The sequence below is a fragment of the Streptomyces xanthii genome, assembly GCF_014621695.1.
Taxonomy (GTDB): Bacteria; Actinomycetota; Actinomycetes; order Streptomycetales; family Streptomycetaceae; genus Streptomyces; species Streptomyces xanthii.
In genome coordinates this window covers 5,964,990-5,978,303 of record NZ_CP061281.1, presented here as the reverse complement: position 1 = coordinate 5,978,303, position 13,314 = coordinate 5,964,990, and the positions used below count along the sequence as shown (strand labels likewise).

The following is a 13,314-nucleotide window of genomic DNA, read 5'->3' as shown; positions in this document are numbered from 1 at the left end:
CGCTAGGGCGTCTCGGCGGACGCCGTCCGCATGCGCCCGTACGCGTACACGCAGCCGGCGAGCGCCAGGTCGGACAGGAGCATGAATCCGATGCTGTACGAGTCCTTGGCGCTGTAGATGGCGCCCATGACGAGCGGCGGGACGAAGCCGCCGAGGCCTCCCATCGCTCCGACGATGCCGGTGACCGAGCCGACCTGGGGCTGCGGGGTGACCTGCGAGACGAGGGCGAACACGCTGCCGCTCGCGGTGCCGAGACCGGCCGCCATCAGCATGAAGCAGACGGTGCCCATGGGGTTCAGGGCCGGGTCGAAGGCCTGCATGATGGCGAACAGGGCGACGACGGCGAGCGCCCACGCGGTGACCACGGCCGGGTGGATCCGGTCCGAGAGCCAGCCGCCGATCGGCCGGAAGACGACCGTGACCAGCGCGAATCCGGCCGCCTTGGTGCCCGCCTCGGTGGGGCTGAGCTCGTACCAGGTCTTCAGGTAGGTGGGCAGGTAGACGCCGAAGGCGACGATTCCGCCGAAGCCGATCGCGTAGAGGGCGGACAGCTCCCAGGTGACCCGCAGCTTTCCGGCCTTGCCGAGCCGGGTGCCCAGCGAGGTCGACGGGATCGGGCGGTCCGGGTGGTCGGTGATCAGCAGGGCGGCGATCACCGCGTAGACGGCCAGAGCGATGGCGACGACCAGGAACGGCAGGTTCTCGCCGTGCTTGGCGATGCGCGGCGTGAAGTAGCCGGACAGGGCGACGCCGCCCATGCCCATGCCGAAGACGCCGAGCGCGAGGCCCCGGTGCGCGGGCGGGAACCAGGAGTTCACCAGCGGGATGCCGATGGCGAAGGTGGTGCCGCCGAGGCCGAGCAGGAAGCCCACGGCGAGCATCGCGCCGAAGTTGTGCCGGGCCGGGATGACGAGGAGCACCGGGACGATGGTGAGCGCGGAGATCAGCGGGAACAGCAGCTTGGCGCCGTAGCGGTCGGTGAGGGCGCCGACCGGGATGCGTCCGAGCGAGCCCACGAGCACGGGCACCGCGACGAGGAAGGACTGGGCGAACGAGCTGAGGTTCAGGTCCGACCCGAAGACACCGGCGAGCGGCGCGATCAGGTTCCAGGCCCAGAAGGTGAGCGCGAAGCCCACGGTGGCCACGATGAGGTTGCGGTAGGCGGCCGCCGAGGGTCCGCTCGCGGCCGGTGCCCCGGCCTGCGATCGCGTCGTGCGCGCGGAGGATGTCGTCACCCCTTCACGCTAGGAATCGGCCTCCCCGCCCTCCTGATCTGCTGCTCCGTTCGGGCGAACGGGCAGGCCCGCCTCCGTGGCCGCCGCGTGCAGCACGGCCCGCAGCATGGCGGGGGTGAGCCGGCCGGTGAAGGTGTTGCGCTGGCTGACGTGGAAGCAGCCGTAGAGGGCGGGTCCGTCGGCGAGGGCGACGCGGGTGCCGTGGGAGAAGACGGGGCGGGGGCGCGGCACGCTCAGGCCCGCCGCGGTGAGCGCCGGGAGGGTCGCCTGCCAGCCGAAGGCGCCGAGGACGACGACGGAGCGCAGCGTGGGCCGCAGCAGTTCGAGCTCGGTGACGAGCCAGGGGCGGCAGGTGTCGCGCTCGGCCGGGGTGGGCTTGTTGGCGGGCGGGGCGCAGCGCACGGGCGAGGTGAGGCGTACGCCGTGCAGGGTCAGGCCGTCGTCGGCGGCGACGGCGTCGGGCCGTGAGGCGAGCCCGAGGTCGTACAGGGCGCGGAAGAGGACCTCGCCGGAGCGGTCGCCGGTGAACATGCGGCCGGTGCGGTTGGCGCCGTGCGCGGCCGGGGCGAGGCCGACGATCAGCAGGGACGCGTCGTGCGGGCCGAAGCCGGGCACGGGCCGGCCCCAGTACGCCTGGTCGGCGAAGGCGGCGCGCTTGGTGCGGGCGACCTCCTCACGCCAGGCGACGAGCCGCGGGCAGGCCCGGCAGCCGGTGATCCGCGCGTCGAGCCGCCCGATCCCGTCCAGACCGTCCGGCCCTTCCGGTCCGGCCGGCACGTCCGGTCCGTGCATCGCCCGGTCCGCCCCTCCCGCCCCGTCCGTTCCGTCGGTCGCGTCCATCACTCCACCGTAGGCGGGACCGGGGCTCGCCGACGCGGGGAGGCTCTAAGGTCGAGGCATGGCAGCGGAGAATGCGCGGAGTTCGGGAACGCCGGAGACCCCCGGCGGCGGTGCCGGTGTACGGGTCGACAGCTGGATCTGGGCCGTGCGGCTGGTCAAGACCCGCTCGGCGGGCGCGGCGGCCTGCAAGGGCGGCCATGTGAAGGTGAACGGGACGAGCGTGAAGCCCGCTCACACCCTGCACGTCGGCGACGAGGTCCGGGTGCGCCGGCCCGGGGACCGCGAACGCCTGGTGATCGTCAAGCGGCTGATCCGCAAGCGGGTCGGTGCGCCCGTCGCGGTCGAGTGCTACGAGGACAACTCGCCGCCGCCTCCCCCGCGCGGGGCGATCGCCCCGGTCGGGGTGCGCGACCGGGGCACGGGCCGGCCCACCAAGCGGGACCGGCGTGAGCTGGAGCGGCTGCGCGGCATCTTCGGCCAGGGCCCGGGCCCCGACGACGACAGCGGCCACGACGGGCCCTGAGGCCGGTCAGGAGGCGCGTCGCAGCAGCGCGATCAGCTCGCGGTCGTGCGCGCGGCGCGCCCACGCCAGGACGACGAGCGGCACCATGAGGATCAGCGGCGTCGCCGCGTTCTCCCCGTCGAACACGGTCAGTTGGGTGATGAAGGCGCCGACCAGCAGGCCGCACAGGGCGATCGGGGTGACCCCGGAGAGCACCGGGACCAACAGGCCGATCGCCCCGGCCAGTTCGAGCAGACCGATCGCGTACATGCCGGGCGCTCCCCAGCCGATTCTGTCGAAGGCCTCGACGGCCGAGGCGTGTCCGATGAGCTTGGGCAGGGCGCTCGCGAAGGCGAAGAACAGGGCGAGCAGCACGGTGACCGTGCGCAGCGCGATCCGGGCGGCGCGGGAGCGGGCCGGGGCGGCGACCGCGGCGGCGTTGACGGAGGCGGGGGCTGCGTTCGACACGATGACTCCTCGGGAACTGACGTGCGGTGTTCTTACGCAGGGTCAGACCCGCCCGGGCACCGGAACTCATCGCTGTTCCCGCCCCTGATCACGAAGGAATCTCCCCCGGTCCCACGGGAGTCGCCCGCGGTCACACGGGAATCGCCCGCACCCACGACCCGTCCGGCGTCAGCAGCCGGTCGATCTTCAACCCGGCCTCCGCCAGCGCCTGTTCGAACTCCTGCGGGGTCAGCGGTCGGCAGCGGTACGTCTGCGTCCACACCACGTCCGGGAACACGTACTCCACCTTCACCGCGCGCACCCCGTCACCGACCGGCTCCGAGTACAGCTTGCGGATCGTGAAGCGGCCGTCGACGACCAGCTCGCGCGGCAGGTTCTCGTGCGCGCCCGCCCGCTCGCGCTGGATCAGCACGCAGCCGTCGTCGGCGACGTGCCGGCGGCAGGCGGCGAGCATGCCGCGCCGCACCTCCGCGTCCCCCGTGTGCACGAGGATCGACGCGAGCATCACCACGTCGAACGTCTCGCCCAGGTCGAGCCCCTCGATGGTGGAGCGCACCGTACGCGCACCCTTGACCCGCTCCAGCATCTGCGGCGACTCGTCCACCGCGGTCACCCGGAAGCCCCGCTCGACCAGCGGGTGCGTCACCCGGCCCACCCCGCAGCCCAGCTCCAGGAGCGTGGCGCCCGCGGGCACGGCCGCAGCAATGACGTCCGGCTCGTCCTCCACGGGCAGCCGCGCGTACAGCTCCACCGCGCATCCGTCGGGTGTGATGGCCCCCGGCCCCGTCGCCTCGTACCCCTCGCGCATCTCAAGGTCCATGCACGGGGAACGAGCCGCCCGCCCCTGCCGTTCCCGCTCCCCCGCTCCGCGCCGCGGAGAGGCACCATGGAAGGGGTACCTCTTCGTCGGCCGAGGGGAGAGTGACCATGCATCTCGCGCATCTGTCCCGCACCGGTGACGAGCCGCTCACGGCCCGCAGCCCGCTGCGCATGCGGCTGGGGCTTGCCCTGTTCGGCCTGGTCTGGACCGTGTTCGGCACCGTCGCGTTCCTGATCGCGCACCGTCCGTGGTGGGCGCTGGCCTGCGGGGTCCTGTGGCTGATCACGACGGTCGACCTCTACCTGATCGTGCGCCACATCCGCCAGGGGCCGCACTACCAGCCCGGGCGCGACGTGCCGCCGTACCACCGCTCCCCGTGACGACGGGGGCGCCGGGGGCGCCGGGGGCGGCTGTCAGTCGTCGAAACGGGCCGCCGCGAGGTACTCGGGCTGCGGGTCGAGCGCGGCGGCCAGCCGGAAGTGGCGGCGGGCCTGCTGCGGGCGCAGCCAGCGCTCGTAGGTCCTGGCGAGGGCGAAGTGCGCGAACGCGTTGTCCGGCTCGCGCTCCAGGACGATGGAGAACTCCAGCTCGGCTGCGCGCAGTTGGGCCGCGGCGAAGAAGGCGCGGGCCCGCAGCAGGCGGGCCGCCGTGTTCTCCGGGTGGGCCGCGATCACGTCGTCCAGAAGCTTCACCGCGCCCCGGGGGTCACGTGCGGCGAGCAGCTGCTCGGCGGCTCGGTAGTCGATGACGTGCGTCTCGGGGGTGGCGTCGGGCACGGTGAACTCCCTCCTGGTGTCGACCACGTCAACACCACGGACCGTAAGGCCTATTCCTGCCCACCGCGCCGTACGCGAACACGCGGACGGCCCCCGGGCGCGGCTCAGGGCCCGCTCAGCGCCACCGCGAGCACCATCCCGACGACCACGAGCACAGCGCCGGCGATCATGAACGCCCGGTCGACACCGGGCCGCTCGGCGCCGAGCACCACGGTCTCGCGCGGATCGTCGACGTCGTACGCGACGCTGACGACGCCGCCGGGCGGCAGCGGGCGCCGTCGGCTGGCCGGGACGGGCGAAGCGACCTCGACGACGCGTCCGTCACCGGTCTCGAACTGCAGCAGCGGCCGCGCGGAGCCCTGCTGGGGCGGCTTGACCAGTGCCTCGGCGACATTGGCCGCGGTGCGCAGCCGCCGGGTGCGCTGGAGCCCGTAGGCGCCGGCGATCAGTGCGACGAGGCCGCCCATCGCGATGCACGCGGCAAGCAGGATCACGCCGTCGCGGTGTGCGCGCGGCGCACCAGCTCGGCCCACACGGTGTCGACCTGCTCCACGAGGCGCTCGCGCGGGCCGTCGTTGTCGATGACGAGGTCGGCGATCTCGCGGCGCTGCTCGCGGGTGGCCTGGGCGGCCATCCGGGCGCGCGCGTCGTCCTCGGTCATGCCGCGCAGCCGGGTCAGCCGGTCGAGCTGGGTCTCGGGCCTCGCGTCGACGACGATGACCAGGTCGTAGAAGGGGGCGAGGCCGTTCTCGGTGAGGAGCGGGACGTCGTGGACGACGACCGCGTCGGTGCCGGCCGCCGCTTCCAGTTCGGCGGAGCGGGCCCCGACCAGCGGGTGCACGATCTTGTTCAGTACGGCGAGCCGGTCGGCGTCGGCGAAGACGATCGCGCCGAGGGCGGGCCGGTCCAGGGTGCCGTCGGGGGCGAGCACCTCCTCGCCGAAGGCCTCGACGACGGCCGCGAGCCCCGGCGTGCCGGGCTCGACGACCTCCCGTGCGATGCGGTCCGCGTCGATCAGGACGGCCCCGCGCTCCACCAGGAGCCGGGACACCTCGCTCTTGCCGGCGCCGATACCGCCGGTCAGCCCCACCTTCACCATGAGCGGAAGCTTAGGGCAGACCCCGCGCCCGCTCACCGGCCGGTCAGGAGTACCCGGTCAGGAGTCGCCCTCGCGCTCGGCGAGGAACCGCTCGAACTCGAGGCCGATCTCGTCGGCGGAGGGGATGTCGGCCGGCTCGGCCAGCATGTTCCCCCGCGACGCGGCACCGGCCGCGGCGTCGTACTGGTGCTCTAGGCCCTGGACGAGCGAGACGAGCTCCTCGTCGCCCTCCTGCACCTGGCGGTCGATCTCCGTCTGGGTGCGGTGGGCGGCGGTGCGCAGTCCGTGCGCGACGCCGGGCAGGACCAGGCCGGTCGCGCCGGTGATCGCCTCCAGGACGGTGAGCGCGGCGTCCGGGTACGCGGAGCGCGCGATGTAGTGCGGGACGTGCGCGGCGACGCCGAGGACGTCGAAGCCGGCCTCGATCAGGCGGTACTCGATCAGGGCCTCGGCGCTGCCCGGGACCTGCGCCTCGTCGAACGGGCTGCGGTGGCCGGGGACCAGCTCCGACCTGTTCCCGTGCGGGGTCAGGCCGACGGGGCGGGTGTGCGGGACGCCCATCGGGATGCCGTGGAAGTTCACCGCGAGCCGGACGCCGAGGCGCTCCACTATCTGCTGCACGGCGGCCGCGAAACGCTCCCACTCCACGTCGGGCTCGGGCCCGGAAAGGAGCAGGAACGGGGCGCCGGTGGCGTCCTGCACGAGCCGCACGTCGAGCGAGGGCACCTCGTAGTCGGTGAACTGCTCGCGGCGGAAGGTCAGCAGCGGGCGGCGGGCCCGGTAGTCGACCAGCCGGTCGTGGTCGAAGCGCGCGACGACCTGGTGCGGCAGCGAGTCCAGGAGCCGATCGACGATCTGGTCGCCGGTCTCGCCCGCGTCGATGTAACCGTCGAAGTGATAGAGCATGACGAGGCCTGCCGACTCCTGGGCGAGCGCCATGTCGACCACGGCGAGCCCTTCCGGCTCCCACGTATACAAATCCTGCGGATCAAGCACAGTGACCGCTCCTCCTCGTCCTCGACAGACAGAAGAACAAGCGCCCCCACCTGATCCATTCCCGGAACCGCACGAGGACGATCCCCTGAGGCGCACGAAGTGCGCCGTCAGGGGCGCGGGGAACTGCGCGAGCAACCACGACGAAGCCGGCACCCGCACTCACACAGGTCAGCCCCCGCTGATGAGGCGCAAAAAACAGTGGGCCCGCACCACATGGTGCGGGCCCACTGTTCAACTAGCTGCTAGCGCAGAGCGTTTCAGCTCTGGCCACCCGCCAGCTTCTCACGCAGCGCGGCGAGCGCCTCGTCCGAAGCAAGCGCACCCGAGTTGTCGTCCGACTCCGAGGAGTAGGAACCGCCACCGGACGCGACCGGCGCGGCACCGGCGGCGCCGGCACCCTCGGCCTCGGCCTGGGCGTCGGCCTCGCGGGACTTGATGACCTGAGCCTGGTGCTGCTCGAAGCGCTGCTGCGCCTCGGCGTACTGGGTCTCCCAGGCCTCGCGCTGGGTCTCGAAGCCCTCGAGCCAGTCGTTGGTCTCGGGGTCGAAGCCCTCGGGGTAGATGTAGTTGCCCTGGTCGTCGTACGACGCGGCCATGCCGTACAGGGTCGGGTCGAACTCGACGGCCGACGGGTCGGCGCCGAAGGCCTCGTTGGCCTGCTTCAGCGAGAGGCTGATGCGGCGACGCTCGAGGTCGATGTCGATGACCTTGACGAAGATCTCGTCGTTGACCTGGACGACCTGCTCCGGGATCTCCACGTGGCGCTCGGCCAGCTCGGAGATGTGGACCAGACCCTCGATGCCCTCGTCCACGCGGACGAACGCACCGAACGGAACCAGCTTCGTGACCTTACCCGGGACGACCTGGCCGATCTGGTGGGTACGGGCGAACTGCTGCCACGGGTCCTCCTGCGTCGCCTTCAGCGACAGGGAGACACGCTCGCGGTCCATGTCGACGTCGAGGACCTCGACGGTGACTTCCTGGCCGACCTCGACAACCTCGGACGGGTGGTCGATGTGCTTCCAGGAGAGCTCGGAGACGTGAACCAGACCGTCGACGCCACCCAGGTCCACGAAGGCACCGAAGTTGACGATCGAGGAAACGACGCCGGAGCGGACCTGACCCTTCTGGAGGGTCGTGAGGAACGTCTGGCGGACCTCGGACTGGGTCTGCTCCAGCCAGGCACGGCGGGACAGGACCACGTTGTTGCGGTTCTTGTCCAGCTCGATGATCTTCGCCTCGAGCTCCTTGCCCACGTAAGGCTGGAGGTCGCGGACACGGCGCATCTCGACCAGGGAGGCCGGGAGGAAGCCGCGGAGGCCGATGTCGAGGATGAGACCACCCTTGACGACCTCGATGACGGTACCGGTGACGATGCCGTCCTCTTCCTTGATCTTCTCGATGGTGCCCCAGGCACGCTCGTACTGAGCGCGCTTCTTCGAGAGGATCAGGCGGCCTTCCTTGTCCTCCTTCTGGAGAACCAGGGCCTCGATCTCGTCGCCGACGGCCACGACCTCGTTCGGGTCGACGTCGTGCTTGATCGAGAGCTCGCGGCTCGGGATGACACCTTCGGTCTTGTAACCGATGTCGAGGAGAACCTCGTCCCGGTCAACCTTGACGATGACGCCGTCGACGATGTCGCCATCGTTGAAGTACTTGATCGTCTCGTCGATGGCGGCGAGGAAAGCTTCCTCGTTACCGATGTCGTTGACCGCAACCTGCGGGGTGGTGGCGGTGGTCTCGGTGCTGCTCGTCATGTGGGAAAGGGCTCCGGCGGACATTGAAAGTCGGTGGGTACTGCTACGCCGGGAACCTGTTTCGCACCGAAGAAGCCGGACAGCCTAGGAAGCGCCTGCCCGGAACCGGGGGCGCCTCGACAACCGAGGGGACATGCAACAGATGCGAGCACAGCCTGCTATGTCTGAGGTGCGCAGGCCCGCAGCGCAACTTGTAGCATACGGGGGCTGCCGGGCACGGTCAATGCGCGAAGGCGCACACCAGGGGCGGATCGCCGCAATCCCGGCAGAAATCCTGTCGCACGAGGCTACGAGGGCCGCAGCGAACGCTCGCGGCGCCCTCTTCCCGGCGACGGGGTTACGGAAGAGTACGACGAGGGAGCCCATCATCCAAGAGTCCGGACGCATGCAAGCGCACGAGTCCCTGCCGGCGGCACCGGCGTCCTCCGTGGACGAGGATTCGACGGCCACCCGGCGCGACGCCGGCACGGGCGAGAGCTCCCGGGCCAACCGCGGCTGGTGGGACCGGAACGCGGACGAGTACCAGATCGAGCACGGCACCTTCCTCGGTGACGACCGCTTCGTGTGGGGCCCCGAGGGCCTCGACGAGGTGGAGGCCGAGCTGCTCGGCCCGGCGGAGGAGCTGGCCGGCCGCGACGTCCTGGAGATCGGCGCGGGCGCCGCCCAGTGCTCGCGCTGGCTCGCCGCGCAGGGCGCCCGCCCGGTGGCCCTCGACCTCTCGCACCGCCAGCTGCAGCACGCCCTGCGCATCGACGGCGGGAAGGTGCCCCTCGTCGAGGCGGACGCGGGGGCGCTCCCCTTCCTGGACGGCTCCTTCGACCTGGCCTGCTCCGCGTACGGGGCGCTGCCCTTCGTCGCCGACCCGGTCCGGGTACTGCGCGAGGTGCGCCGGGTGCTGCGGCCGGGCGGCCGCTTCGTCTTCTCCGTCACGCACCCGATCCGCTGGGCGTTCCCGGACGAGCCGGGCCCCGAGGGGCTGAGCGTCGCCGCGTCGTACTTCGACCGCACTCCTTATGTGGAGCAGGACGAGGAGGGGCGCGCCGTATATGTGGAGCACCACCGCACGGTCGGTGACCGGGTGCGGGACGTGGTCGCGGCCGGCTTCCGGCTCGTGGACCTCGTGGAACCGGAGTGGCCCGCGTGGAACACGCAGGAGTGGGGCGGCTGGTCGCCGCTGCGCGGGAACCTGATCCCGGGCACCGCCATCTTCGTGTGCGAGCGGGACTAGAACGCACGAGACACTGGCCGGGTGATCCGTGACGCGGCCCTGGAGGCCCTCCCCGTCCGTTCCGCGCTGCCCGCGCTGCGTTCCGCGCTCGACGCGGGCGGGGTCGCGGTGCTCGTCGCCCCGCCGGGCACCGGCAAGACGACGCTGGTGCCGCTGTTCCTGGCCGGGCTGCTCGGCGGGGACGGGCCGGTGCGCCGGGTCGTGGTCGCCGAGCCGCGCCGGATCGCGGCGCGGGCGGCGGCGCGGCGGATGGCGTGGCTGCTGGGCGAGCGGGTCGGCGAGCGGGTCGGGTTCACGGTGCGCGGCGAGCGGGCCGTCGGGCCGCGCACCGTCGTGGAGGTCGTGACCACGGGTGTCCTGGTGCAGCGGCTCCAGCGCGACCAGGAGCTGGCCGGGGTCGACGTGGTCCTGCTCGACGAGGTGCACGAGCGGCATCTGGACGCGGACACGGTGGCGGCGTTCCTGTGGGACGTGCGCGAGACGCTGCGGCCCGAGCTGGAACTGGTCGCGGCGTCGGCGACGACCGACGCGGAGGGCTGGTCGGCGCTGCTCGGGGGCGCGCCGGTGGTGACGGCCGAGGGCGCCTCGTTCCCGGTGGAGACGGTGTGGGCGCCGCCGGCCCGGCCGGTGCGGCCGCCGCACGGGATGCGGGTGGATCCGGCGCTGCTCACGCATGTGGCGTCGGTGGTGCGCCGGGCGCTCGCGGAGCGGTCCGGGGACGTGCTGTGTTTTCTTCCCGGGGTCGGCGAGATCGCTCGGGTGGCGGGCCTGCTGGGCGCCCTGGGTGATGTCGAGGTGCTGCAGGTGCACGGGCGGGCGCCGGCCGCGGTGCAGGACGCGGTGCTCTCTCCCGGCGGGCGGCGCCGGGTGGTCCTGGCCACGGCGGTCGCGGAGTCGTCGCTGACGGTGCCGGGGGTGCGGGTCGTCGTGGACGCGGGTCTGGCGCGGGAGCCGCGGGTGGATCACGCGCGGGGGCTGAGCGCGCTGACGACGGTACGGGCGTCGCGGGCGTCCGGTACGCAGCGCGCGGGGCGGGCCGGGCGTGAGGCGCCCGGGTTCGTGTACCGCTGCTGGGACGAGGCGGAGGACGCCCGTCTTTCGCGCTTCCCGTCGCCGGAGATCAAGGTGGCGGATCTGACGGCGTTCGCGTTGCAGGCGGCGTGCTGGGGCAGCCCGGACGCGTCCGGGCTCGCTCTGCTCGACGCGCCGCCCGCCGGGGCGATGGCGGCGGCGCGGGAGGTCCTGACGGCGGTCGGTGCGGTGGAGCCGGACTCGGGGCGGGTCACGGACCGGGGCCGGCGTCTGTCCCGCCTCGGCCTGCACCCGCGGCTCGGCCGGGCGCTGCTCGACGCGGCGCCGGTGGTGACGGCGCGGCGGGCGGCGGAGGCGGTGGCCCTGCTGAGCGAGGAGCCGCCGCGCGAGTACGGGGACGATCTGGCCGGGGCGCTGCGGGCGGCGCGGCGCGGTGGTGACGCGTACGCGGGGCGGTGGCGTCAGGAGGTGCGGCGGCTGTCGTCGCTCGCGGGCGACTCCGCGCCGGAGGGCACCGGCGGTGGTCCGGCGCCTGCTCGGGGGCAGGCCGGGGACGAGTACGTCGTCGGGGTCGTCGCGGCGCTCGCGTTTCCCGAGCGGATCGCCCGTAAGGACAAGGGGTCGTGGCTCATGGTGTCCGGGACGCGGGCCGAGGCCGGGGACGGCAGCGCGCTGCGGGACGCGGCGTGGGTGGCCGTCGCGGTGGCGGACCGGCCGGTGGGCGCCGGGCACGCGCGTGTGCGGCTCGGGGCGGTCGTGGACGAGGACGTCGCACGGTGGGCGGCCGGCTCGCTGTACGGCGAGGGCGACGAAGTGGCGTGGGCGGGCGGGGAGTTGGTGGCCCGGCACGTGGAGCGGCTGGGGGCCGTCGAGCTGGCGGTGCGCCCGATCAGGGACCCCGCGCCCGGGCTCGTACGGGAAGGGCTGCTCGAGGGGCTGCGGCGGGAGGGGGTCGGGCTGCTGCGGTGGGACCGGGAGGCACGGGGGCTGCGGGAGCGGCTGGCGTTCCTGCGGCATCAGCTCGGGGATCCGTGGCCTGACGTGAGCGACGCGGCGTTGCTGGCGCGGGCCGACGAGTGGCTGGAGCCGGAGCTGGGCGCGGCGCGGCGGCGGGCCGATCTGGGGCGGATCGACGCGGGGCGGGCGCTGACGCGGCTGCTGCCGTGGGCGGGCGGTGAGGCGGCACGGCTCGACGAGCTGGCGCCGGAGCGGCTCGAGGTGCCGAGCGGTTCGCGGATCCGGGTCGACTACGGGGATCCGGAGCGGCCGGTGCTCGCGGTGAAGCTGCAGGAGATGTTCGGGCTGCAGGAGACACCGCGCCTGGCCGGGGTGCCGGTGCTCGTGCACCTGCTGTCCCCGGCCGGGCGTCCGGCGGCGGTGACCGCCGATCTGGCGTCGTTCTGGCGCGAGGGCTATCGCGCGGTGCGGGCCGATCTGCGTGGCCGGTACCCGAAGCATCCGTGGCCGGAGGACCCGGCGGCGGCCGAGGCGACCCGGTACACGAACGCGCGGCTCAGGCGCTGACCGGTTCGGGGTGCGGCACGGCGGTGCCCTCCGGGTCCCCGGGGCGCCGGCTGCGGGCCTCCAGCCACAGGGACAGGGCGAGCAGCAGCACGCCGAGGCCGAGGAAGCCCCAGGGCAGGTACGAGGTCAGCAGGAGGACCAGGACGCGGTTGGAGCTGACCAGGTCGACGGTGGCCTGGATGGAGTCCTCGCGCATCTTGACGTGCCCCTTGAACACGGTGACCTTGTCGCGGCCGCCGAGCAGGGTGCCGCCGCGCAGCTCGTTCTCCATGATCTCCTCGCCGTAGACCGGTGCGCCGGTGGTGGGTTCGACCCAGAACTTGCGCGTGGTCGTGTACCAGCGGGTGGTGCCGGTCTTGGCGACGGACTCGGGCGTGATGCCCGGGACCGGCATCGTCCTGGGCAGCGGGACCTTCATCCAGGGGATGGTCTGCTCGAAGTAGTAGACCTTGATGCCGCGGAAGGTCGTGGTGCCCTTGTAGTGGATGGGGCGGGTGATGCGGGCCTGCGCGTCGAAGTACTCGTAGTCGCGCTTCTCGGTGAGGAAGGGCCACTTGAACTCGATGCCGTCGCGCCGGACCGGGTCGCCGTCGACCATCTCGCCGGTGGCGTGGACGGGTTCGGAGCTGTGGGCGTCGAAGATGTAGCGCTCGGGGATCTTGGAGACCATCTTGCCGTCGGGTCCGACGACGTAGGACAGGGCGTCCCAGACGACGACGTCGCGGCCGGCGCTGTCGCTGATCCGTTTCGCCTTCTCGACGTCGCCCTTGAGGGTCTGCACGATGCTGACCTTGGAGACCTTCTTGGCCTGCATGGTGCCGTAGTCGAGCAGCGTGGGGTTCTTGGCCTCCAGGACGACGTTCTGGTACTGGCTGGGCGGGATCTTCGCCAGGCGCGGGAACGCGTACCAGCGCATGAGCGGGGACATCGCCGTGAAGAACACGGCGAAGGCGAGCAGGATCAGGCTTGCCTTGCGGCGCATCTCGGCGGCCCTCCTCGGCGGTCCGGTCAGACGTGCTCGGGTGCTCGGGGTCGGT

General features: G+C 72.7%; 14 protein-coding genes. 4 read left to right on the top strand and 10 right to left on the bottom strand.

The window, feature by feature from the left end:
• Positions 1-2 precede the first annotated feature (2 nt).
• Together IAG42_RS26925 and IAG42_RS26920 are read right to left on the bottom strand one after the other, a co-directional pair.
• Positions 3-1,235 carry a nitrate/nitrite transporter gene (locus IAG42_RS26925; protein WP_188339537.1) on the bottom strand — a complete coding sequence of 411 codons (1,233 nt, stop codon included), beginning with the start codon at positions 1,233-1,235 and terminating at the stop codon, positions 3-5.
• Between the two features lie 9 nt (positions 1,236-1,244).
• The gene (locus tag IAG42_RS26920) at positions 1,245-2,027 is read right to left on the bottom strand and encodes a uracil-DNA glycosylase (RefSeq protein WP_188341632.1); all 783 of its coding nucleotides are present in this window, start codon (positions 2,025-2,027) and stop codon (positions 1,245-1,247) included.
• Between the two features lie 106 nt (positions 2,028-2,133).
• On the opposite strand from IAG42_RS26920, the gene IAG42_RS26915 reads away from it, so the two are divergent.
• On the top strand, positions 2,134-2,598 hold the full coding sequence (locus IAG42_RS26915) for an RNA-binding S4 domain-containing protein (protein ID WP_188339536.1): 465 nt from the start codon (positions 2,134-2,136) through the stop codon (positions 2,596-2,598).
• A gap of 6 nt (positions 2,599-2,604) precedes the next feature.
• On the opposite strand, the gene IAG42_RS26910 is transcribed toward IAG42_RS26915, so the two are convergent.
• Positions 2,605-3,048: a DoxX family protein gene (locus IAG42_RS26910; protein WP_188341631.1), complete on the bottom strand. Its 444-nt coding sequence runs from the start codon at positions 3,046-3,048 to the stop codon at positions 2,605-2,607.
• A gap of 127 nt (positions 3,049-3,175) precedes the next feature.
• Positions 3,176-3,865 carry a class I SAM-dependent methyltransferase gene (locus IAG42_RS26905; protein ID WP_223206176.1) on the bottom strand — a complete coding sequence of 230 codons (690 nt, stop codon included), beginning with the start codon at positions 3,863-3,865 and terminating at the stop codon, positions 3,176-3,178.
• A 107-nt stretch (positions 3,866-3,972) separates the two neighbouring features.
• Between IAG42_RS26905 and IAG42_RS26900 the strand changes: the two genes are divergently transcribed.
• Positions 3,973-4,245, top strand: a complete 273-nt coding sequence (locus IAG42_RS26900) for a DUF6343 family protein (protein ID WP_188339535.1) — start codon at positions 3,973-3,975, stop codon at positions 4,243-4,245.
• A 33-nt stretch (positions 4,246-4,278) separates the two neighbouring features.
• On the opposite strand, the gene IAG42_RS26895 is transcribed toward IAG42_RS26900, so the two are convergent.
• The 5 genes from IAG42_RS26895 to rpsA all read right to left on the bottom strand — a co-directional run bounded on the left by IAG42_RS26895 (position 4,279) and on the right by rpsA (position 8,493).
• Positions 4,279-4,641: a tetratricopeptide repeat protein gene (locus IAG42_RS26895; RefSeq protein WP_188339534.1), complete on the bottom strand. Its 363-nt coding sequence runs from the start codon at positions 4,639-4,641 to the stop codon at positions 4,279-4,281.
• A 104-nt stretch (positions 4,642-4,745) separates the two neighbouring features.
• Positions 4,746-5,135: a DUF3592 domain-containing protein gene (locus IAG42_RS26890; RefSeq protein WP_188339533.1), complete on the bottom strand. Its 390-nt coding sequence runs from the start codon at positions 5,133-5,135 to the stop codon at positions 4,746-4,748.
• Positions 5,132-5,740 carry a dephospho-CoA kinase gene (coaE, locus tag IAG42_RS26885; RefSeq protein ID WP_188339532.1) on the bottom strand — a complete coding sequence of 203 codons (609 nt, stop codon included), beginning with the start codon at positions 5,738-5,740 and terminating at the stop codon, positions 5,132-5,134. The genes IAG42_RS26890 and coaE overlap by 4 nt, the downstream gene beginning before the upstream one ends.
• 57 nt (positions 5,741-5,797) lie before the next feature.
• Entirely contained in the window at positions 5,798-6,736 is a 939-nt protein-coding gene (locus IAG42_RS26880; protein WP_188339531.1) for a PAC2 family protein, read from the bottom strand.
• Positions 6,737-6,993: 257 nt separating this feature from the next.
• Positions 6,994-8,493 (bottom strand): 30S ribosomal protein S1, encoded by a 1,500-nt coding sequence (gene rpsA, locus IAG42_RS26875; RefSeq protein WP_188339530.1) that lies wholly within the window; start codon positions 8,491-8,493, stop codon positions 6,994-6,996.
• 385 nt (positions 8,494-8,878) lie between these two features.
• On the opposite strand from rpsA, the gene IAG42_RS26870 reads away from it, so the two are divergent.
• The gene (locus tag IAG42_RS26870) at positions 8,879-9,721 is read left to right on the top strand and encodes a class I SAM-dependent methyltransferase (protein WP_188339529.1); all 843 of its coding nucleotides are present in this window, start codon (positions 8,879-8,881) and stop codon (positions 9,719-9,721) included.
• A 21-nt stretch (positions 9,722-9,742) separates the two neighbouring features.
• Positions 9,743-12,277 (top strand): ATP-dependent helicase HrpB, encoded by a 2,535-nt coding sequence (gene hrpB / locus IAG42_RS26865; protein WP_188339528.1) that lies wholly within the window; start codon positions 9,743-9,745, stop codon positions 12,275-12,277.
• Here the strand turns inward: hrpB and IAG42_RS26860 are convergent.
• Positions 12,267-13,259 (bottom strand): DUF3068 domain-containing protein, encoded by a 993-nt coding sequence (locus IAG42_RS26860; RefSeq protein ID WP_188339527.1) that lies wholly within the window; start codon positions 13,257-13,259, stop codon positions 12,267-12,269. The genes hrpB and IAG42_RS26860 overlap by 11 nt on opposite strands.
• Positions 13,260-13,314: the final 55 nt, after the last annotated feature.